At 64.0% G+C, this 20448-nt stretch carries 21 protein-coding genes; 12 read left to right on the top strand and 9 right to left on the bottom strand.

Annotation, left to right across the window (positions count from 1 at the left end; translation table 11 throughout):
• Window positions 1-30 precede the first annotated feature (30 nt).
• From NKJ93_RS16620 to NKJ93_RS16630, 3 genes are read right to left on the bottom strand one after another with little or no spacing between them, the layout of a single operon-like run.
• Window positions 31-1317: an energy transducer TonB family protein gene (locus tag NKJ93_RS16620; RefSeq protein WP_352495976.1), complete on the bottom strand. Its 1287-nt coding sequence runs from the start codon at window positions 1315-1317 to the stop codon at window positions 31-33.
• 47 nt (window positions 1318-1364) lie between these two features.
• Window positions 1365-1799 carry a hypothetical protein gene (locus NKJ93_RS16625; RefSeq protein WP_031194295.1) on the bottom strand — a complete coding sequence of 145 codons (435 nt, stop codon included), beginning with the start codon at window positions 1797-1799 and terminating at the stop codon, window positions 1365-1367.
• A 2-nt stretch (window positions 1800-1801) separates the two neighbouring features.
• Entirely contained in the window at window positions 1802-4015 is a 2214-nt protein-coding gene (locus tag NKJ93_RS16630; RefSeq protein WP_502904388.1) for a TonB-dependent hemoglobin/transferrin/lactoferrin family receptor, read from the bottom strand.
• 201 nt (window positions 4016-4216) lie between these two features.
• Between NKJ93_RS16630 and NKJ93_RS33620 the strand changes: the two genes are divergently transcribed.
• The 6 genes from NKJ93_RS33620 to NKJ93_RS16655 are packed head-to-tail and all read left to right on the top strand — an operon-like array spanning window position 4217 to window position 8314.
• On the top strand, window positions 4217-4384 hold the full coding sequence (locus NKJ93_RS33620) for a hypothetical protein (RefSeq protein WP_502904389.1): 168 nt from the start codon (window positions 4217-4219) through the stop codon (window positions 4382-4384).
• Entirely contained in the window at window positions 4372-4422 is a 51-nt protein-coding gene (gene hemP / locus NKJ93_RS33625; protein ID WP_502904391.1) for a hemin uptake protein HemP, read from the top strand. The genes NKJ93_RS33620 and hemP overlap by 13 nt, the downstream gene beginning before the upstream one ends.
• A 9-nt stretch (window positions 4423-4431) precedes the next feature.
• Window positions 4432-5493, top strand: coding sequence for a hemin-degrading factor (locus NKJ93_RS16640; RefSeq protein WP_352590214.1), 1062 nt, complete (start codon window positions 4432-4434; stop codon window positions 5491-5493).
• Window positions 5494-5503: 10 nt separating this feature from the next.
• A complete protein-coding gene (locus NKJ93_RS16645) occupies window positions 5504-6406 on the top strand; it encodes a heme/hemin ABC transporter substrate-binding protein (protein ID WP_352590216.1) in 903 nt (300 codons plus the stop codon).
• A 5-nt stretch (window positions 6407-6411) separates the two neighbouring features.
• Window positions 6412-7515, top strand: coding sequence for a FecCD family ABC transporter permease (locus NKJ93_RS16650; RefSeq protein ID WP_352484214.1), 1104 nt, complete (start codon window positions 6412-6414; stop codon window positions 7513-7515).
• 10 nt (window positions 7516-7525) lie between these two features.
• Entirely contained in the window at window positions 7526-8314 is a 789-nt protein-coding gene (locus NKJ93_RS16655; RefSeq protein WP_023720009.1) for a heme ABC transporter ATP-binding protein, read from the top strand.
• 13 nt (window positions 8315-8327) lie between these two features.
• On the opposite strand, the gene rirA is transcribed toward NKJ93_RS16655, so the two are convergent.
• Window positions 8328-8789, bottom strand: a complete 462-nt coding sequence (gene rirA, locus NKJ93_RS16660) for an iron-responsive transcriptional regulator RirA (RefSeq protein WP_023720010.1) — start codon at window positions 8787-8789, stop codon at window positions 8328-8330.
• Between the two features lie 191 nt (window positions 8790-8980).
• On the opposite strand from rirA, the gene NKJ93_RS16665 reads away from it, so the two are divergent.
• The 3 genes from NKJ93_RS16665 (at window position 8981) to NKJ93_RS16675 (ending at window position 11434) form a co-directional block, all read left to right on the top strand.
• A complete protein-coding gene (locus NKJ93_RS16665) occupies window positions 8981-10285 on the top strand; it encodes a DUF445 domain-containing protein (RefSeq protein WP_023720011.1) in 1305 nt (434 codons plus the stop codon).
• Window positions 10286-10369: 84 nt separating this feature from the next.
• The gene (locus NKJ93_RS16670) at window positions 10370-10798 is read left to right on the top strand and encodes a phasin family protein (protein ID WP_023720012.1); all 429 of its coding nucleotides are present in this window, start codon (window positions 10370-10372) and stop codon (window positions 10796-10798) included.
• A 138-nt stretch (window positions 10799-10936) separates the two neighbouring features.
• A complete protein-coding gene (locus tag NKJ93_RS16675) occupies window positions 10937-11434 on the top strand; it encodes a MaoC family dehydratase (RefSeq protein ID WP_023720013.1) in 498 nt (165 codons plus the stop codon).
• Window positions 11435-11679: 245 nt separating this feature from the next.
• Here the strand turns inward: NKJ93_RS16675 and NKJ93_RS16680 are convergent, their stop codons facing one another.
• Window positions 11680-13083, bottom strand: coding sequence for an aminotransferase-like domain-containing protein (locus tag NKJ93_RS16680; protein ID WP_352484216.1), 1404 nt, complete (start codon window positions 13081-13083; stop codon window positions 11680-11682).
• A gap of 104 nt (window positions 13084-13187) precedes the next feature.
• Here NKJ93_RS16680 and NKJ93_RS16685 point away from each other — a divergent pair, with 104 nt between their 5' ends.
• Both NKJ93_RS16685 and NKJ93_RS16690 read left to right on the top strand, forming a co-directional pair.
• Window positions 13188-14096, top strand: a complete 909-nt coding sequence (locus NKJ93_RS16685) for a DMT family transporter (protein WP_352484217.1) — start codon at window positions 13188-13190, stop codon at window positions 14094-14096.
• Between the two features lie 181 nt (window positions 14097-14277).
• Window positions 14278-15135, top strand: a complete 858-nt coding sequence (locus NKJ93_RS16690; RefSeq protein ID WP_023720016.1) for an alpha/beta fold hydrolase — start codon at window positions 14278-14280, stop codon at window positions 15133-15135.
• On the opposite strand, the gene NKJ93_RS16695 is transcribed toward NKJ93_RS16690, so the two are convergent.
• On the bottom strand, window positions 15104-16519 hold the full coding sequence (locus tag NKJ93_RS16695) for an MFS transporter (RefSeq protein ID WP_031194301.1): 1416 nt from the start codon (window positions 16517-16519) through the stop codon (window positions 15104-15106). The two genes, NKJ93_RS16690 and NKJ93_RS16695, sit on opposite strands and share 32 nt — an antisense overlap.
• Window positions 16520-16727: 208 nt before the next feature.
• On the opposite strand from NKJ93_RS16695, the gene NKJ93_RS16700 reads away from it, so the two are divergent.
• The gene (locus tag NKJ93_RS16700) at window positions 16728-17621 is read left to right on the top strand and encodes a LysR family transcriptional regulator (protein WP_023720017.1); all 894 of its coding nucleotides are present in this window, start codon (window positions 16728-16730) and stop codon (window positions 17619-17621) included.
• A 20-nt stretch (window positions 17622-17641) separates the two neighbouring features.
• On the opposite strand, the gene NKJ93_RS16705 is transcribed toward NKJ93_RS16700, so the two are convergent.
• From NKJ93_RS16705 to NKJ93_RS16715, 3 genes are read right to left on the bottom strand one after another with little or no spacing between them, the layout of a single operon-like run.
• Window positions 17642-18682: a zinc-dependent alcohol dehydrogenase family protein gene (locus tag NKJ93_RS16705; RefSeq protein WP_023720018.1), complete on the bottom strand. Its 1041-nt coding sequence runs from the start codon at window positions 18680-18682 to the stop codon at window positions 17642-17644.
• A gap of 34 nt (window positions 18683-18716) precedes the next feature.
• Complete coding sequence (gene maiA / locus NKJ93_RS16710) at window positions 18717-19367, bottom strand: maleylacetoacetate isomerase (protein WP_352484220.1); 651 nt, start codon at window positions 19365-19367, stop codon at window positions 18717-18719.
• Between the two features lie 4 nt (window positions 19368-19371).
• Complete coding sequence (locus tag NKJ93_RS16715) at window positions 19372-20082, bottom strand: fumarylacetoacetate hydrolase family protein (protein ID WP_023720019.1); 711 nt, start codon at window positions 20080-20082, stop codon at window positions 19372-19374.
• Between the last annotated feature and the right edge of the window lie 366 nt (window positions 20083-20448).

Here is a 20448-nt window from a genome sequence, read left to right on the forward strand (position 1 = left end):
GGCGGCGCCGACTCTGCGTGGGGAGGGTCGCTACCTGATACCGAGCGGCACCTCGAACTGCCAGGCCGAGCGACCGGCTCCGTCTGGAATCGGGGGAAACGGAGAAGCCCGGCGGACCGCGTCGAGAGCGGCCTTGTCCAGCGCGGCAACGCCTGAACTGCCCGTCAGCCTGGCCGACCGGACGCTGCCGTTCGAACCGACGGTAAAGGCAACCGTGGCTGTGCCCGTGGCGCGCGTGCGTGTCGAATTGAAGGCCCGCACCAGCTTTGATCGGATCTTGCCGGGGTAGTTTGTGACGGCTGCATTGCCGATGCCGGACTTGCCGCCCCTGCTGGCAGTCAGGATCTTGCCGTCCTTCTTGCCGTCGGCCGTGCCGCGCGCGACATCCATTTCGTCACGGCCGCCGGAGCCGGTCTTTTTCTTCTTGGAATCGGCTTTGGCAAGTGCCTTGCCCGCCTTCTTGCGCGAGACCGGCTTTTCAGGCTCGTTTGGTTCGGCTTTCCTGGCCGGCTTGTTCTTTGCGGTTGCCTTCTTCGGCTGCTTGGGCTTCGGCCTTTCCGGCTTCGGTTCTTCCGCCGCGACGACGGTCTCGACCGTCTGAACCGTTTCGGCCGGCGCCGGGTCGGCTGGTGCCGGAGCACTCGTCTCGGCAGGATCGGCCCTTTCGACCGTGCTGACTGGCGGCGGCACGGCATTGTCGTCAGTGGGCACCAGCCTGTCGGTCGCGAGAATGTCGGGCGATGGATCCGGGCGCGCCGGCTCGACAGGCTGGGCAGGCGCGGGCTCGGGGCGATCGGCAAGAGGAGCAGTTTCCGTGACGGCCTCGCTAACCGGCTCGACCACATCTTTTTCCGATGCTTCCGCCACATCGGTGACCGGCTGGAGCGCCTCCTCTGCCGCGGTTGCCTGCGCCTCGACCGTTTCGACGGGCTTGGCGTCGAGCATGGTCACCATCGTTACGTTGGTCACTTCCGGGTCGTCTCCGACATCGCCGGCCGCCTGCTGCGGATCGGCGCCGAGCAGCATTTCGCCTTGCTGGTCGGCACCTTCGATGCTTGGCCTGTCGTCCGGCAGGGTGAGAAAGGCCAGCGCCACCGCTGCGTGAAATGCGCAAGAGCAGGCGATCGCCACCGTCCAGTTGTGGCGCCGCTGCATCTGTCGTGCCTGCCGCAATGGCTCCGCCGGCACCGCAGTCAATTCGCCGTCGGCATCGGCGATGCAACTGTCTTCCGGTCTGTCGCGCGGCGAAACATGCAGCACCCCGCGAGGGATGGCGAAATCGGGATCGTCCGGTTCCGGCGGCAGGAAACCGGCCAATGGCCACGCCAGGGTGTTTCGCGCGAATGCCGGTTCCAGTCCCAAATTCAGACCCCGAAGGCGATGCCGGTCCTGGTCTGCGTCTTCAGCCCGCGCATGCAGGCATTCGGCTCGGCGCCGGCGCATTCCGTGGCGCTGTTGATCAACACGCGGCTGACCTTGCCGCAATCGGTGCCGGCAAGGTCGAAACGCGTCACCTTGGTCTTGCCTGCAGGCAGCTCCTTGAAATCGAGCACGGTCAGCCGGTCGACGACGCCGGCCTCGTTGAACAACGCGATCTCGAACGCCGCCTTGGAAAGACCGGCGCCGAGATTGTTGGTGACCACGAAGGTTAGGCGGCAGCCCTTGTCGGATGGCTGCGCGCCGTTCAGCTCGAGGATCAGCGCCGGCGCTTGCTGCTGTGTCCATGCCGGAGCCGCCGCAAGCGACATAGCCACCGCCGCGGCCAACAGACGAAGGGATGCTGTCACGCCTTGCCTCATCGTCAGCCTCCAAACCGCATGGTCGCCGCCAGCTTCAGGGTGACGCCGGGCTCGTAGACGATACTCGTGGTCGACGCGTTCAGTGGGTTGGCGTATTTGACGTCGAACAGATTGTCGGCGCGGAAATCGACCTTGAAATTGTCGGTCGCCTGGTAGCTGGCGAAGGCATTGACCAGCGTATAGTCCTTGGCCACCGCGTTGCCCTGCGGCTTGCCGTTGTATTGCACCTCGCCGCCGACAGTCAGCCTGTCCTCGAGGAAGCGAAAGCCGAGTTGCCCGGTGACCTGGGAGGAGGGGACGGTGACAAGGTCCGCCCGCTCGCCTTCATAGGAAATCGTGTGGCCATCGGTGAACGACGCCGAAAGCCCGGCAAAGCCCCAGGCTGCGTCATAGACGCCCTCCATCTCGAAGCCGTGGATCTTGGCCTTGGCGAAATTCTGATACTGGAAGCAGATCGGGATGCCCGGACCGAACGGGCAGCCGCTGGTCGGGTCGAACGCCGATAGCGTCACGCCGTCGATGTAATCGTCGACATTGTTGTTGAAATAGGCCGCCTTCAGCCGCAGCGCGTCGTCGGCCTCGATGACGCCGTTGGTGCTGTAGTTGACGCCAAACTCCACGGTCTTGCCGGTTTCGGGCTTGAGATTGGGATTGGGGAGGAACGGGAAGCTGACGCCTGCCGGATGATTGCCGCTGATCAGGGTCTCCGATAGCGAAGGGGAACGGTAGCCTTCTGCGTAAGTGCCGTAGAATTGCAGGCCGGAAAGGCTGGCGCTTTCGAAGGGCGAAATGCCCACTGTGATGCGTGGCAACAGCCGGTCGCCAGAGGTTTCGCCGACATCGCTGTCTAGCTTGTAGCTGTCGTAACGCAGCCCGGCGATGACCTCGAGCCAGTCCCAGGTGAGCTTGTCCTGGACGTATGCGCCGGAGACGTTTCTATCGCCCGAGGGCGTGTAGAAACTGTCGCCGCCCGCCGTGCCGCCTGTCTCGACATCGTCGCCAACCCAGTCGCCGCCATAGGTCAGCTCATGCGCGATTCCAACGGTCTCGAATCTCGACGTGTTCCAGATGTCGATGCCGGAGGTGCCGATGTCGAACATCGATTTCGAACCCGCCGGCAAAACCACGGGCAGACCGGTGACCGGATCAAACCGGTTTTGCGCCACAAGGGTCGTCAGATCGAGCTTGGTCTTGTTGTAAGAGGCGTTGATGTGGAGATCGAGCCAGCTCTTGTCTTCGTCGGTGATGTTGTAGCGGGCCGTGAAGGTATTCGCCTTCAGGTCGGCGTCGTTCACCGGCGCGCTGCCGCTGGTCTCGGTCCATCCGTCGTTCGAGCCGATCCAACCGAGCTTCAGCTCGCTGTTTTCGCTGGGGCGGATGGTCGTCTTGAGGAGGCCGCTCAAGACGTCGAAGCCAGTGCCCGCTACAGTGTCGCCGCCGCCATGCTTGTAGTCGTCATAGTCGCGGTAGACGATGTTGCCGAGCACGTCCCAGTTCTCGTTTATCCGGTAGGCGCCGGTGGCGCTGGTGGTCCAGCCTTCACCGTTGGTTTCGTAACGCCCGGTCGCGGATGCCGCCCAGGTCTCGTCGGGCTTGAGGAAATCCTGAGCATCCTTGGTATCGAAAAAGACGACGCCGCCGATCGCCCCGGAGCCGTAGGTATTGGCGACCGGACCGCGGATCACGTCGACGGATTTGATCAATTCGGGATCGATGTAGAAGGTCGATTGCGTGCCGTGATCCGAGCGCTGGAAATTCTGGCGGGCACCGTCGACGATGACGGAGACGCGGCCGAAGTCCTGCAGGCCGCGGATGTTGATGCTGGAGCTGACACGCCTTGCGTCGGCCTGGACGGCGACACCCGGCACACCGAACAGCATGTCGTTGGGCGTCGTCGCCATGCGGCGCTCTAGCTGTTCCTCGTCGACATGGCTGGCTGAAGCAAGCGACTCGATCGCCGTCTCGCCGGTGCGGCTGAGGATCAGGACCTTGTCGAGCAGCGTGGCACCCGCCGGGGCGGGCTTTGCCTGTTCTGGCGGTTGAGACGGGTCAGTCTGCTGCTGGTCGGCTGCCGGTTGGGCAGCCTGCTGGGCGCCGGCCGGTGCGGCGAGCAGCGGGATCGCCGCGGCGCCGGCCAGCAACGCGGCCATTTTGCTTGTCATAAAACAGTGTGCCAGGCCGCTGCCCGCCGGCCGTCCCCAATTCGCCAACCCCATGCTGCAACTCCAAGAATCCATGTTCGATGCTGGCTGGCTTGGGGCTCGCTGGCATTTTTCATCGCGTCCGGCGTCTTAAATGTTGACTCATTTACTCCGGTATTGCACTGCTAGATAACATGACCATTCGAGTCAAGAATTGAATCGGCATTTCACGCAGGCGCCGAGCCAGATGCCCGGCACAGAACAGGGAGCGAACCCATGAACACGCACAATCCCAGCGACTTTCGCTATCGCGTCCGCCGTTCCGACGAAAATTCCGTCCGCTTCGAACGGGTCCAATCGGCCGTGAGAACGCTGTCCAGCAACACGCTGTTCAGGGCGAGCACGAGATCGGCATCGAACATCACGGTGCGCTGTATCGGCTGAAGATCACCCGGCAGGGCAAGCTCATCCTCAACAAGTAGGTGGTGGAAATGGACCAGCGCGTAAAACCCGCCCCGCACGAGATCCGACGGGCACGGGTAGACAATCCGAAAATGCGCGAGCGCGACCTCGCCGCCCAACTCGGTATTTCGGAGGCCGAACTGGTCGCCGCGCATTGCGGCGACGGGGTCGTGCGGGTCGAGCCGCGTGTCAACGACCTTTTGACTGGTCTCGAAGCTGTCGGTGAGGTGATGGCGCTGACCCGCAACGAAAGCGCGGTGCACGAGAAGATCGGCGTCTACGACAAGGTCGTCACCGGGAATCACAATGCCATGGTGCTCGGCGAAAACATCGACCTGCGCATCTTCCCGAAAGTCTGGGCGCACGGCTTTGCGGTGGAAAAGCGCGACGGCGCCGACATCCGTCGCAGCCTGCAGTTCTTCGACGCCGCAGGCGAGGCGATGCACAAGGTGCATCTCAGACCCGCATCCAACCTCTATGCCTATCAGAAGCTGGTGGCCGGGCTGGAATCTCCGAACCAGGAACCGACGGTGGCGATTTCAGCGGGCGCGGCTGACGACGAGATCGAGACTGTGGACAATTCGGCCAGCGTCGAGGATCTGCGCGACCGCTGGAGCCAACTAACCGACGTGCATCAGTTCTTCGGCATGCTGAAGACACTGAAGCTCAGCCGCCGGCAGGCGGTGCGCTTGGTCGGCCAGGATTATGCCTGGCTGGTCGATAACGATGCGGTGAGCGCCATGTTCAACCACGCCGCCGCTGGCGCCATGCCGATCATGTGCTTTGTCGGCAATCGCGGCTGCATCCAGATCCATTCCGGCCCCGTCGCCTCGATCAAGCCGATGGGACCATGGCTCAATGTGCTCGACGAGACCTTCCATCTGCACCTGCGGACCGACCACATCGATGAGGTCTGGGCCGTGCGTAAGCCGACCAAGGACGGCCATGTCACGTCGCTCGAAGTCTATGGCACCGACGGCAAGATGATCATCCAGTTCTTCGGTAAGCGGCATGAGGGCGAAAGCGAGCGCGAAGACTGGCGCTTTCTGGCCGAAAACCTGCCGCGTATCCCAAGCCCGACCGCAGCCTGAGGAAACGATGATGGCTCTTTTCTCCAGGCTGGTCTCCAGGTCGGCGCTTGGTCCTGCGGCCGCTGTTTTCCTGGCGTTCGCCGTGCTGATGCCGGCTCAGGCCGCCGAAGGCATCGCGACTTTTGCCGACCGCTCGAGGATCGTGGCCATCGGCGGCTCGATCACCGAGATCGTCTACGCGCTCGGCGAACAGGATCGCCTTGTCGCGCGCGATTCGACCAGCCGCTATCCGCAAGCGGCGGCGGAACTGCCGGATGTCGGCTACATGCGCCAGCTGTCGCCGGAGGGTGTGCTGTCGGTCAATCCGTCGGGTATATTGGCCCTGCACGGAAGCGGACCGAAGGAAGCCGTCGACGTGCTGAAGAAATCGAGCATCCCGTTCATCGAGGTGCCCGAGCGCTATGATAATCAAGGCATTCTGGAAAAGATCCACATCGTCGGCAAGGCGCTCGGCGTCGAGGCCAAGGCCGATGCCCTGGCAGCCCAGATCGACGCCAAGCTGAAGGCAGCCGAAAAGCAGACCGCCTCGATCAAGGAGCGCAAGCGCATCCTGTTCGTGCTGTCGATGCAGGGCGGCAAGCTGCTTGCCGCCGGCAGCGACACCGCAGCCGACGGCATCATCAAGCTTGCGGGCGGCATCAACGCCATCGACGGCTTTGCCGGCTACAAGCAATTGTCGGACGAGGCAGTCATCACCGCTAGGCCGGACGTGATCCTGATGATGAACAATGCCGGACCGGCCACCGCGGATGACGAATTGTTTTCGAACCCTGTCGTGGCTTCGACGCCGGCGGGTGCCGCCCGCAAGCTGATCCGCATGGACGGCGGCTATCTGCTCGGCTTCGGCCCGCGCACGGCCGACGCTATCCACGATCTCGCCGTCTCGCTCTATGGCGGCCAGGTCACGGATTGAGCGCGATGGCCGATCATTCGATCGCTGATGCGGCGGGCATCATGGCGACGGCAGCCGAGGGTGACCGTTCGCGGCGCGCCCGCCTCGTCATCGTGCTGCTCTGCGTCGGGCTGGCTATCGCCGTGCTGTTGTCACTGACCTCCGGCGCATCCGATGCCTCGGCCATCGGCGTCATGCACGACTGGCTGTTCGGCGCGTTGCCCGGCGACGCGGCATTGAGCGCCCGCGACCATGTGATCATCCATGACATCCGTCTGCCGCGCGTCATTCTGGGCGTACTGGTCGGCGCATCGCTTGCCGTCTCCGGTGCCGTCATGCAGGGTTTGTTCCGCAATCCGCTGGCCGACCCCGGCCTGATCGGCGTTTCGGCCGGATCGAGCCTCGGTGCGGTCGCCGTCATCGTGCTTGGCTCGACCATGCTGGCGCCGCTGACCTCGGCGCTCGGCACGCTGGCTCTGCCGCTGGCTGCGTTCTGCGGCGGGCTGGCGACGACATTGCTGCTCTATCAGGTCGCGACACGGCAAGGCCGGACCTCGGTCGCCACCATGCTGCTCGCCGGCATCGCGCTGGCGGCGCTTGCCATGGCGCTGACCGGCATCCTGATCTTCATGGCCGACGACCGGCAATTGCGCGACCTGACCTTTTGGCAGCTCGGCTCGCTGGGCGGCGCAACCTGGCAAAAAATCGGCTCCGTCGGGCCGATCATCGTGCTGGCGCTGGCGGCAATGCCGTTCCTGGCGCGCGGCCTCAACGCGCTGGCGCTTGGCGAGGCGACGGCCGGCCATCTCGGCATTCCGGTGCAGCGGCTGAAATACACCGCGATCGTCGGCGTCTCGGCAGCGGTCGGCGCGTCGGTCGCCGTCAGCGGCGGCATCGGTTTTGTCGGCATCGTCGTGCCGCATTTGCTGCGCCTGCTGATCGGCCCCGACAACCGTTACCTGCTGCCGGCATCGGCGCTGCTCGGCGCCGCGCTGCTGCTGTTGGCTGACGCCGTTGCCCGCACCATCGTTGCCCCGGCCGAATTGCCGATTGGGATCGTCACCGCGGTCGCCGGTGCCCCGTTCTTCCTGTGGATCCTGCTGCGCAAGCGCGGCGTCATCGACCTGTGAAAGTTTGCCTATGATCGAAGCGCGCGATGTCTCGGTGGCGATCGGCGGCAAGCGCATTGTCGCCAATGTCGATTTCGAGGCGCGGCCGGGCGAAATCGCGGCCATTGTCGGCCCCAACGGTTCGGGCAAGACGACCTTCCTCAGAGCACTGTCCGGCGATCTTGGCTATTCGGGAGAGGTCACCATCAACGGCCGCAATCTATCGGCGATGAAGCCGGTCGAGGCGGCGACGGTGCGCGCGGTGCTGCCGCAGGCGACGACGCTGTCCTTCCCGTTCACTGTGCGTGAGATCGTCAGGCTGGGCCTGGTCGGCGGGCGCTCCGGCGCGCTGCCCGGCGAGGACCAGCGCCTGCCCGAACGCGCGCTGGCGCGCGTCGACCTCGACGGTTTTGCCGGCCGCTTCTACCAGGAATTGTCCGGCGGCGAGCAGCAGCGCGTGCAGCTTGCCCGCGTACTCTGCCAGGTCTGGGCGCCGGTGCTCGACGGCAAGCCGCGCTATTTGTTCCTCGATGAGCCGGTGTCCAGCCTCGACATCAAACACCAGCTGATCATCATGGACATCGCGCGTGATTTCGCCAGACGGGGCGGCGGCGTGGTCGCCATCCTGCACGACCTCAATTTGACGGCGATGTATGCCGACCGGATTTTCGTCATGCATCGCGGCAGGCTCGCCGCTACAGGTTCGCCGCAACAGGTACTCAGCGATGAGCTGATCGAAAAGGTCTTCGATTGCCGGCTGAAGGTCGGCGTGTTGCCGGCAGGAAACATGCCGTTCGTTTTGCCGCAATCGGCAGCTTAGGCAATCAGAAAAATCAGGCGGCCGGCGCCCGTTGCACCAGCATGTCGATGCCGAGCAGGTGTCGCACATTCGGGCGCGCCGCCACCAGATCGGCGATCGTGTAGCGCGACAGCACGGCGAAGAAGGCGTTGAGCGCTTCGCGCAATGCCGAATTCAAGGCGCAGCTGTCGACCAGCGGGCATTCGGCGGCGTCGTTCTCGAAGCACTCGGCCATGGCAAAGCTTTCCTCCGTCACCCGCACGACATCGAACAGGCTGATCGTTTCGGCCGCGCGACCGAGCCTGACGCCGCCATTCCTGCCGCGCACCGTTTCGATCAAGCCGTTTTCGACCAGTGGCTGCAGGATCTTGAACAGGAAAAGTTCCGATACCGAATAGGCGGCGGCGATCTCGGGGATGCGGCTCAGCCGTTCGGTATTGGCGGCGCAATACATCAGAATGCGCATGGCGTAGTTGGTCTGACGGGTAAGCCGCATTGTGTCCTCACATAGCAGTGGTTGGGGTCAATATGGCCTATAGTTTGGAACAATTCCAGACTGGCGCTGCATAATAGATGAATTCAGGCGTCAAGTTTGCATGCGCGATTGCGCGCACCGGGATCAGCGGCGCGCTTTCTGTGGGAAGCGACATTAGATAAGTTCGCATGATCGATCAGGAGCGGCCCACCATGTCACGACCAGCCCCGGTTCTTGCATCCGTCGCGTTCGCCCGGTTCGACACCGACGCCGATGCCAAGCTTTCGGCGCTCAGGCGCACCAAGTTCGCTGCCACCGCAGCACTTGCGTTTTGCGTGCTGATCTTTGCGGCGGCGAAATCGTTCGAGAGCCGGCATGCGTGGTTGGGCTTTGTTGCCGCTTTCGCCGAGGCGGCGACGATCGGCGGGCTGGCCGACTGGTATGCGGTGGTAGCGCTGTTTCGGCGGCCACTCGGCCTGCCGATCCCGCATACGGCTATCATCCCGGAGAACCAGAACCGAATCGCCGACAATCTCGGCCGCTTCATCGAGGTCAATTTCCTGGCGCCGGAGCCGGTGCGCGAAAAGCTCGCCGAAGTCGATTTTTCCGCGCTGGTCGCGGACTGGCTGGCCGACCCGAACCGCGCCGCCGACCTGTCGCGTTTTGTCGGCCGGCTGGTGCCGCAGACGCTGGCGGCGGTCGAGCAATCCGGACTGCGCGGCTTCGTCACCAGCCGTATGCTGGAGCAGATCGAAAAGGTGCCGCTGGCGCCGCTCGCCGCCGAGTTGCTGTCGGCGCTGACTGACGATCGCCGCCACCAGAAACTATTCGACGAGTTCACCAAGGTGGTCGGCCGCTTCTTGAGCGACGAGCAGGCGCTGGCGACGATGCGCGAGAAGATCCGCGAGGAACTGCCGTCGCTGTTCAACCTGTTTCGCGCCGACGCCTATCTGTTGAAGAAGATCGTTGCGTCGGCCGGCTCGCTGCTCGATGAAGTGCGCGCCGATCCGCACCATCCAATGCGCGCCGAATTCGACCTTTTCGTCGCGACTTTCGTCGAGCGGCTGAGGACATCCAAACAATATGCCAGGCGCGCCGAAAAGCTGAAGCGAGATTTCCTCGCCCGGCCGGAACTCAGCGCTCTGGCCGGCGACATGTGGGAGAGCCTGCGGCTGTTCATCGAGCAGGACGCCAAGGCGCCGAATTCGATGATCCGCGACCATCTCGCCACCATGTTCGTCGAGGTCGGCCGCCATCTTGCCGACGACGCGCAGATCAGGGCCGACATGAACCAGGGGTTCATCGTGGCGCTGGCATCCTTCGTCGAAAGCCAGAAGAGCGGCGTGTCCAAATTCATCGCCGACCAGGTCAAGCGCTGGGACCTCGCGCAACTGACAAGGCTGATCGAGATGAACATCGGCAAGGACCTGCAATATATCCGCTTCAACGGCATGATCATCGGTGGCCTTGCCGGGCTCGTGCTCTACACCGCCGAACGGCTGTTTCTCGTCGGCTGACCTCGTCCGAATGGACCGCTGAGCTTCGCTGCACTATCTTCCGTGCAGTGGCGGCGTTCACGGCAACAGGGGGAGAGTACCAGCATGGCAAAACGACCGGATTCCGAGTCCTTTATCGACATGTTCGGCAAGTTCGGCCGCGACCTGAAGCTGCCGAATGTCGATGTCGAGGCGATCCTCGCCCACCACGCCAAGAACCTGGAAGCGCTGGAGAAGTCGGCCAGGGCGAGTGCCGCCGGAGCGTCGGCGCTGTTGTCCAGGCAACGCGAGATGCTACAGGACACGCTGCGCGAAATCACCGACATGGCACAAAACTACAGGGCGCCCGGCAATCCCCAGGAAATGATGCAGAAGCAGGCGGCGTTCGCCAGGAGATCCTTCGAGACCGCGCTGAAGAATGCCGGCGAGATGGCCGAACTGGCGAGGGCGTCCGGCACCGAATCCATCGAAATCCTGCGCAGCCGCATCAAGGAGGCGATGGAGGAGATCCGCGCCGGCCACGACAAGAAATAAGCTGTTCCCCAGCAGCACGCTTGCCGGCGGCGAAGACTGGCGGTTCGCGGCCGAAGATTATGGGCTGGAATCGCACTGGCGAATTGACAGGGGCGGCCCGTCGTGGTCCGGAACAGGCAAGCGATCGGGAAAGCAGGAATGACGCAGATACGGCCCACGACGCCGCCGACCTTCGAGCAACTCAGGGCGATGGCCGGGCAGGAATTAGGCGTCTCGGACTGGACGCTGGTCGATCAGCACCGCATCGACCAGTTTGCCGAATGCACGGGCGATCATCAATGGATCCATGTCGATCCCGAGCGGGCGAAGCGGCAAAGCCCGTTTCGCACCACGATCGCGCATGGCTATCTGACCCTGTCGATCATCGGCGCGCTGGCGCTTGAGATGGGCATCGTACCCGAAAACACGCAGGCCGCTTTCAACTACGGTTTCGACAAAGTGCGTTTCGTGGCGCCAGTCAGGGTCGGCTCGCGAATCAGGCTGCGCACCACGCTGTTGTCGATGGAAGACAAAGGCCCGGGGCAATATCTGATGAAGGCTTCCAATACGGTCGAGATCGAAGGCGAGCAGAGGCCGGCGCTGACCGCCGAGACGCTCGTCATGCTTTACGCACGCCGCAAGCGGGCCGGCACCTGAGAGACCGTTTGGAAACTCTACTCTGGCGGCCATCTGATCGCGTTTTCTGCGCTTCCGGCCTTCGCCGGCCGAAGCACCGATCAGCGGTCGTGGCAGTTAAGGCTACGGCCGGCGTAGGCCGGTGCTCACGGACCTAAATGTCCGCTGCGCTCCGGTTCTCGAAACCACCACCATATGACTCGCCAGAGCGAATTTCGAAACAGTCTCCGAGGACACGGGCTCAGACAGGCGTGCGGCGGTGCAAATCAGCGCGACATCGCCTGTTCAAGCGCCCTGAAAATCCGGTCGTCTCCGGACTGGGCGACGTTGAAGCGCATGAAACGGCTGGCCGACCGAGACAGGCTGAACGCATTGCCGGGCGCAAGCACGACGTTGGCCGACAAAGCGTGACGGGCGACATCCGCGGCATCTATCCCCTCCGGCAGCCTGCACCACAAAAACATGCCGGCCGGCTGATCTATCCATGGCACGATGCCGATGGCCTTCAGGCGGGCGCTGGTTTCTTCCACGGCGCGCGAGAGCCGCGCGCGCAGCAGATCGACGTGCTTGCGATAGAGGCCGTCCTTCAGCAGCGTCAGCACCAGTTCGGATGCAAGCCGCCCGCTGCCAAAGGACGTGGCGATCTTGAGATCGGTCAATCCTTCCATCCAGTCGCGAGGAGCGGCGATGAAGCCGCAGCGCACCGATGCCGAAAGCGTCTTGGAGAAGCTTCCGATATGGATGACCCGGCTGAGACCGTCGAAGGCCGCCAGCCGGGGCGCGGGCGTATGTTCGAAATCGGCGAAGATATCGTCCTCGATAATCGTCAGCCCCGACTGGTCGGCGAGCTTCAGCAGCCGATGGGCGGCGACGGGCGACAATATCGCGCCGGTCGGATTGTGGAGCGCGGAATTGGTGATGTAGAGGCGCGGCCGGTGCTCGTTCAGCGCTTGCGCGAACAGCTCGATGTCCGGCCCCGAGCGTGTGTAGGGAACGCTGATCACCTTGGCCCGATGGGCGCGCAACAGGGCATGGAAGTTGAAATAGCAGGGATCGTCGACCAACACGGTGTCACCCGGTTCGAGCAGAAACCTACACAGCAGGTCGATCGCCTGGGTGCCCGATTCCGTCAGCATGATCTGGTCCGGGGAGGCTTCGATACCGTGCTCGGCCATGCGCCGCGCCAGCAGATGGCGCAGCGCCGGCAAGCCGAGCGGCGTGCCGTAATCGGTCAGCGCGGCATCGTCGGCGCGGGCCATGGTCCGCAGTGCGCGGCGCAATCCGGCCTCGGGCATCCATGCGGCCGGCAACCAGCCGCAACCGGGTTTGAGCACATTGTCGCCAGCTTCCAGCGATTGGCGCGAGACCCACAGCGGGTCGACAGCACGGTCAAGCCTGGGGCCGATCTCGGCCAGTGACAGCGGAGCCAGCGATCCGGCGGCATAGAAACCCGAGCCCGGCCGCGAGCGGATCATGCCTTCCGCCGCAAGACGCTCATAGGCTTCGACCACGGTGGATTTGGAAACCTGCATGGCCTTGGCGAAAGCCCGGATCGAAGGCAGCCGCATTCCCGGTGTCAGGCTGCGCGCGGCGATCCTGTGCCTGATCGTCGCCATGACGGTTTCGACAAGCGTCCGGCTGCCCTCATCTGTTGTCGTCTGCTCGTCCATCCGTACTGCTCAGCCTACCATGACGGTTTTGTCGAACTGTACCTCATTGTCTCTGGCGGAGCCATACGCCCGGCCCGATAGAGGGCGAAACGAGCGGGGCATCGATGGACAAGGTGGCAAGTGGCTGGGCGGCGAGTGGTTGGGCGGCGAGTAGCTGGGCGGCGAGCGGCTGGGTCAACGGGTTCATAGGCGTGCTGATCTTCAGCGGTTCGCTTCCGGCGACGCGCGTGGCGGTGATGGATTTCGATCCGGTGTTCGTGACGGTCGCCCGTGCGGCTTCGGCGGGCATTCTCGGCCTCGCGCTGCTGCTCGTTTTTCGCCAGAAGCGACCGGAGCGGCAAGATCTGTTCTCGCTGGCGATCGTCGCGCTTGGCGTCGTGGTCGGCTTTCCCCTGCTGACAGCGCTGGCGCTCAAGCACATCAATTCGGCTCACTCGATCATTTTCGTCGGCCTGTTGCCGTTGGCGACCGCGATCTTCGGCGTGGTTCGAGGCGGTGATCGCCCGAAACCGGCGTTCTGGCTGTTCTCGTGTCTCGGCAGCGCCCTTGTTGCCGGTTTTGCAGTGACGCATGGCCTCTCGGTCTCGCCGCTCGGCGACATCTTGATGCTGGCCGCCATCATCGTGTGCGGATTGGGCTATGCCGAAGGAGCGGCGCTGTCGCGCAAGCTCGGCGGCTGGCAGGTGATCTCGTGGGCGCTGGTGCTGTCGCTGCCGGTCATGCTGGCGCTGACGTTCATCACCATGCCGCCGTCGCTCGAAAGTGCCGGCAGGGGCGCGTGGATAGGTTTGGCGTATGTGTCGCTGTTCAGCATGCTGATCGGTTTCGTGTTCTGGTATCGCGGCCTGGCGCAAGGCGGCATCGCCGCGGTCGGGCAGCTGCAACTGCTGCAGCCTTTCTTCGGCCTTGGGCTGGCGGCAGCGCTGCTGCATGAGCAGGTCAGTCCCGCCATGATCGCCGTCACCGCCGCCGTCGTGCTTTGCGTCGTCGGCGCCAAGAGATATGCGAGATAGGTGCGCCGGCGCAGTCTTGAACTCGATACAATCGCGTCCAGTTGATACCAAGAGCTGCCGACCTGGCGGAACGGCGTCTCCGAGGCGCCGAATCGGCCAGCGTGGCGCAAGGCGCGAAGTGGGCCTTGCGCGGCGTGGAGAAAAAGGGGCAATTTTGGTGCCTGGGATCCAGAAGATACGCTTGTCCTCGGGTGGCGAGGTGGCCGTCCGGACGGCTGGTGATGCTTCCGAACCCGCGCTCGTGCTGCTGCACGGCTTTCCTAGCTCGTCGCGGACGTTTCGCGACGTGATCGCGCCGCTCTCCGGCAGCGTCTATGTCGTGGCGCCGGACCTGCCGGGCTTCGGCGCATCCGATCTGCCGCCCGAGCCGTCGTTCGACATGCTGGCCAGCGCGATTGAAGAGCTGCTCTCGCGTCTCAACGTTGGCCGCAGGTTTCTCTATTTGCATGATTTCGGAGCCCCGGTAGCGCTTCATCTCGCCATGCGCGCCCCGGAACTCGTCGAAGGCCTTGTCGTCCAGAATGCCAATGCCCACCGCTCCGGCTTTGGTTCGCAATGGGCAGACACATTGGACTTCTGGGCTGAGCCGAATGCGGCGAATGAGCAGGCCGCCACCGCCCATCTCACCCTCGAGGGAACCCGCGACCAGTACGTCGCCGGCCTGCCAGCCGAGATCGCGGCGCAGATCGATCCAGGTGGTTGGATTGAAGACTGGCGGGTCATGTGCCTGCCGGGACGACTTGATCTGCAGAAGGCGCTCATTGCCGACTACGGCCGATATGTCGACCGGTTCGCGGCGGTGGCTGATTATCTGGCGAAGCGTCAACCCCGAGCGATGCTTCTTTGGGGTCGCCACGATGCCTTCTTCGACATTGCAGAGGTTCAATCGTGGCTTATGGATCTTCCCCGGATGGAGGCCCACGTCTTCGACGCAGGCCATTTCCTTCTGGAGACGCATGCGCTCAGGGCTGCTGAACTGATGCTGGAGTTCGTCGCTGGCGGCTCAGCTAAGCGCGCTGGCCGCGGCGACCAGAAATAATCGCAATGATCAAAGCCGCCACCACCAGGGCCGTCGCGACCTGGAAAGTGACCTGCATGCCGCGTGCGGCTGCCGCAGATGCCAATACCTGCCGACCGGTGCCTTCGCCTCCGCCAGCCGATGCGAAGGCAAACACCGCGCCCATCACCGACGCACCGGTGATCAGGCCGAGATTGCGCGACAGATTGAGCAGGCCGGAGACGACGCCGCGCTGGTCGGACGCGACGCCGGTCATCACGGCTGAATTGTTGGCGGTCTGAAACAGGCTGTAGCCGGTGCAGACGATGATGATTGGCACGACATAGCCGGCAATACCGAATTCCGCCTGCGACAGAATGAAGATACCAATGGCGAGATCGAGCAGGCCGACGATCATCATCCGGTGCGCCCCGAAACGATCGACCAGGCGTCCGGCCGGCAGCGCCGCCAAGGCCGTAACCAGAGGGCCGGCCGACAGAACCAGCCCGACCATGGCTGCGTCCAGCCCAAGCGCGCGCGACAGATAGAATGGCGCGACCACCAGCGTCGCCATCATCACGGTGGCGACGACCAGGCTCATGGCGAGGCTTGCGTTCAAGGCGCTATCGCGGAACCTCGCAGGCTGGATCAAAGGGTTCTCGGCGCTTGTCTGCGCAATGACGAACAGCAGGCCACCCACGGCAGCGGCAATCAGCAAGCCGACATTGAGAGAACCAAAACTGCCGCGCCCAAGGGTCATGGCGAGCGCATAGGCGGCTAGCGTCAGCGCGAGCAAAGCCGTGCCGATGCCGTCGAAACCGCGGCGATCCGGTTCCGCTGACTTTTTTCCAGCCGGCAGGACGCGACGGGCGAGCGCGAAGGCCAGCGCCCCCAACGGCAGATTGATGAGGAAGATCGCTCGCCAGCCGAGACCGGCGATCAGCAGTCCGCCAAGCGAGGGGCCAAGCGTGGTGCCGATCGCGGACATGGCGCCGAGCAGGCCCATGGCGCTGCCGGTTTTTTCCCGGGGAACCGTGTCGGCGATAAAGGTCAGCGTCAGAGCCATCATGACGGCCGCGCCGAGCCCCTGTGCCGCCCTTGCGGCAATCAGCAGCCAGAGCGTCGGCGCGAGCCCGCAAAGCACCGATGCAAAGGTGAACAGGCCAATGCCGCCGAGCAATAGCGGGCGGCGGCCGAATATATCGGCGAGTCGCCCGGCGCTGACGATCAAGGTGGTGATGGCGAGCAGATAGGCAAGAACGACCCATTGCACGAGCTGGAACGATGCGCCGAATGCCTGCATCAGCGATGGCAGCCCGACGCTGGCGATGCTGGTGGCGAGCGACGACAGCAGCGTTGAAAGCGACAGGCTGGCCAACGCCCATCGGGCCGAGCGGACGCTCACCGGGGCCGTTTCATTCCCGATCTTTTCAGCCCCGGCCTTTTCAGCCCAGCTCTTTTCAGACCAAGTCTTTTCAGCGGTCGATGCCACGGTGAACTCCTCTGCCGGCAAGCCCCCAAAATCGGAGCTGTCGGAAGCTATTCCTCTGCTTGATGTGGCGGAAGGCGCAGTATTTGCATCTTATTCGTGCATGAAACGCCACGTCACCGCTGAGCTGTGTTATGGTCCTTCCATGTCGTCACCCGATCTCAATCTGCTTGTCGCCCTCGATGTGCTGCTGAGCGAGGGCAGCGTCGCCCGTGCTGCCGCGCGGCTGCACCTCAGTCCGTCGGCGATGAGCCGGGCGCTGGCGCGGCTGCGCCAAGCGACAGGCGATCCATTGCTGGTCCGGGCCGGCCGTGGCCTGGTTGCGACACCGCGCGCGCAGGAATTGCAGCAGCAGGCAGGCCGCGTCGTGCAGGAAGCTGAAGCGCTCCTGCGCCCGGCCACCTTGCTCGACCTCTCATGCCTCGACAGCGTTTTTACGCTGCGCGCCAATGAAAGCTTCGTCGAGGAGTTCGCGCCGCGTCTCGTCGCCCGTATCGAAGCGGATGCGTCTGGCGTGCAGCTGCGTTTTGCGCCGAAATCCGACAAGAACGACATGTCGCTGCGCGACGCAGGGATTGATCTCGAAATCGGGGTTGCCGGTGAAACGAGCCCTGAAATGCGTATTCAGGCGCTGTTTCGCGACCGCTTCATCGGTGCGGTGCGAATGGGCCATGAGCTGAGCGAGGGTCCGGTGACGCCGGCCCGCTATGCGGCCGGCCGCCACATCAGCGTTTCGCGGCGTGGTCGCGAAAAAGGCCCGATCGACGAGGCCTTGAAACTGCTGGGTCTCCAGCGGACGATTGTGTGCATGGTTTCCAGCTTCTCGGCCACGCTCGCCATGGCGCGCGCGTCCGATTTGATCGCCAGCGTCCCCGAGCGGCACACGCTAGGCGCGCGCACGGGCATGTTCAGCTTTCCGTTGCCGGTCGACGTTGCCGAGGTCACGATCTCGATGCTCTGGCATCCGCGGCTCGACGCCGATCCGGCGCAACGCTGGTTACGCGCCTGCGTGCGGGAAGTCTGCGCCTTTCTCCGCTAATCCAGAGTCGGGTCGCTGATCTAGAATCGGGTCACCACGCCGATGCCGATGCCTTCGAAGCCGCCCATAGCCATCAATGCGGCCGGCGCTTCCTCGAGGCTGATCTTCTTGCCGACCAGCAGTTCGGGCTTAAGCTTGCCGGTGCGGATCATCTCCATCATCGCCTGATAGCGGAAAGCCTGCATGCCGTGGCTGCCGCGGATCTCGAGCTCGAAGGCGATCACCTTGTCCATCGGTATCTGCGGCCTGGCATGCTCGCCGAGCATCAGGCCGACCTGCACATGGCGGCCGCGCCGGCGCAGGTTCGCGATCGAGTTGAACGACGTCGTCGGATGGCCGAGCGCGTCCATCGACATATGCGCGCCGCCATTGGTGATCTGCTTGACTGCCTTGACCACGTTCGGCGTCTTTGCCGCGTTGATCGTCGCCACCGCGCCGATCGTTTTGGCGAAGTCCAGCTTCTCGTCGGTCAGGTCGATGGCAACGACATTGGCGCCCATGGCGCTGGCGATCATGATCGCCGACAGGCCGACGCCGCCGCAGCCATGCACGGCCACCCATTCGCCGGGCGTCACCCGGCCCTGGTCGACGATGGCGCGGAACGAGGTGACGAAGCGGCAGCCGAGGCTGGCGGCGGTGGCGAATTCCATCTCGTCGGGCAAGCGCACGAGATTGGTGTCGGCGTGGTCGATGGCGACATATTCGGCGAACGAGCCCCAAGCGGTGAAGCCGGGCTGGAACTGGTGCTCGCAGACCTGGTGGTTGCCCGAGGTGCATTCGGAGCAGCGGCCGCAGCCGACGGCGAACGGCACGGTGACGCGCTCGCCGGTCTTCCAGCGGGTCACCTGGCTGCCTGTGGAGACCACGACGCCTGCCAGCTCGTGGCCCGGCACATGCGGCAGGCGGATGCCGTCGTCGTGGCCCATCCAGCCATGCCAATCGCTGCGGCAAAGGCCAGTCGCCTCGACCTTGATGACGACGCCTTCCGGCGAAGGCGTCGGATCCGGCACGGTCTGGATCGTCGGCGCCTCGCCGAATTTTTCGAAGACGACGGCTTTCATCGGCAGTTCCTCATCACTTCATGCAATTTGCGGTCTACTCGGCATCGATCTGGTTCTCCGGCGCCGCCTTCTGGAACGCCGGCAGCGCCATGCAGGCGGCGTTGATGCGCGCGATCGTCGGGTAGGGCGTCATATCGACGCCGAAACGGGCATTGCTGGTGACCTGTGCGACCAGGCAGATATCGGCTAGCCCCGGCGTGTCGCCATGGCAAAAGGTCTTTGTCTCGGGCGAGGAAGCCAGAATCTTTTCAAGCGGCTGGAAACCTTCGTTCACCCAATGCCGGAACCAGTTGGCGACGTCCTGGTCGCCGGCGCCGAACAGCGTGCGCAACGAGGTCAGCACGCGCAGATTGTTCACCGGATGGATGTCGCAGGCGATCATCTGCGCCAGCATCCTGACGCGGGCGCGGCCAGGCGCATCCTTGGGCAGCAATGGCGGCTCGGGCGTGGTCTCGTCGAGATATTCGATGATCGCCAGTGATTGCGTCAGCAGCGTGCCGTCGCCCAGGATCAGAGCCGGCACCAGACCTTGCGGATTGACCGCGAGATAGGCGGGTTCGAGATGCTCGCCGTGGCGCAGATGATGCGGCACGTATTCGTAGGCGAGGCCCTTCATCTCCAGCGCGATCCGCACCCGGTAAGACGTCGAGGAGCGGTAGTAATTGTGAAGGACGATGTCGCTCATCGGATCACGGGCCCGGTTGGCCGATGGTCAGCTCGATTTCGCCGATGCCGTCGACGCCGCCGGTGATCTTTTCGCCCGGCCCGACCGCGCCGACGCCGGCCGGCGTGCCGGTGAAGATCAGGTCGCCGGGCTTAAGTTCTACCGCCTCGCTGCAAATCGAGACGATGTCGGGAACCGGCCAGATCAGTTCGGCGAGGTCGCCGTCCTGCCTGATCTTGCCGTTGACGGCGAGCCAGATACGGCCCTTTTCGGGATGGCCGGATGTTTGTGCCGGAACCAGCGGGCCGCAGGGCGCCGAACGGTCGAAGGCTTTCGACCAGTCCCACGGTCGTGCCGCCTTCTTCGCCTCGTCCTGAAGGTCGCGGCGGGTCAGGTCGACACCGACGCCGTAGCCCCAGACATGGTTCAGCGCCCGCTCGCGCCGGATGCGGAAGCCGGCTCCGCCGATCGCGACGACTAGCTCGATTTCGTGATGCAGGTTTTGGGTCAGCGGCGGGTAGGGGATGATCGTGCCCGAACCGACCGCCGCATCGACCACTGCGTCGCCTGGCTTGGTGAAGAAGAAGGGCGGGTCGCGCTCATCATTGCCGAGCTCGCGGGCATGGGCGGCGTAGTTGCGGCCGACGCAGAAGATGCGACGCACCGCAAAACGCTGCGGCGAGCCGGCGACGGCCACCGACGGGGTTGCGGGCAGGGGGAGGGCGAAGTCTGTCATGCACTGTCTCTGCTTCAGTGAATCTGTCGCCGGCACATTCGGCCGATTTGGATCACCGGGCAAGGCATTGCATTTCAGAAGAGCTACGCCCCGCCGCGCGGCGCGGCCTGAATTTAGTCGCTCGTGTCCTCGTCCGTGCCCTGGCGGGCGGGCTCGGAGAGCCTTGCGTCCGAAACCAACCACTCAGCCACGATCAGCCCGTGAGGCGCGCACGAAACAACGTGGAGCCGTCCGTCAGGCGCGACCTGGAGATATCCCGGAATCCAGCCTCGGTCATCCATGCGCGATACTGACCTTCAGTGTACGATTCGCCGTGGCGATAGAGGTTCAAGAAGGTGAGATTCAGAAAGACACCCTCAGGCGGGC

Source organism: Mesorhizobium sp. M0028, assembly GCF_040323855.1.
Taxonomy (GTDB): Bacteria; Pseudomonadota; Alphaproteobacteria; order Rhizobiales; family Rhizobiaceae; genus Mesorhizobium.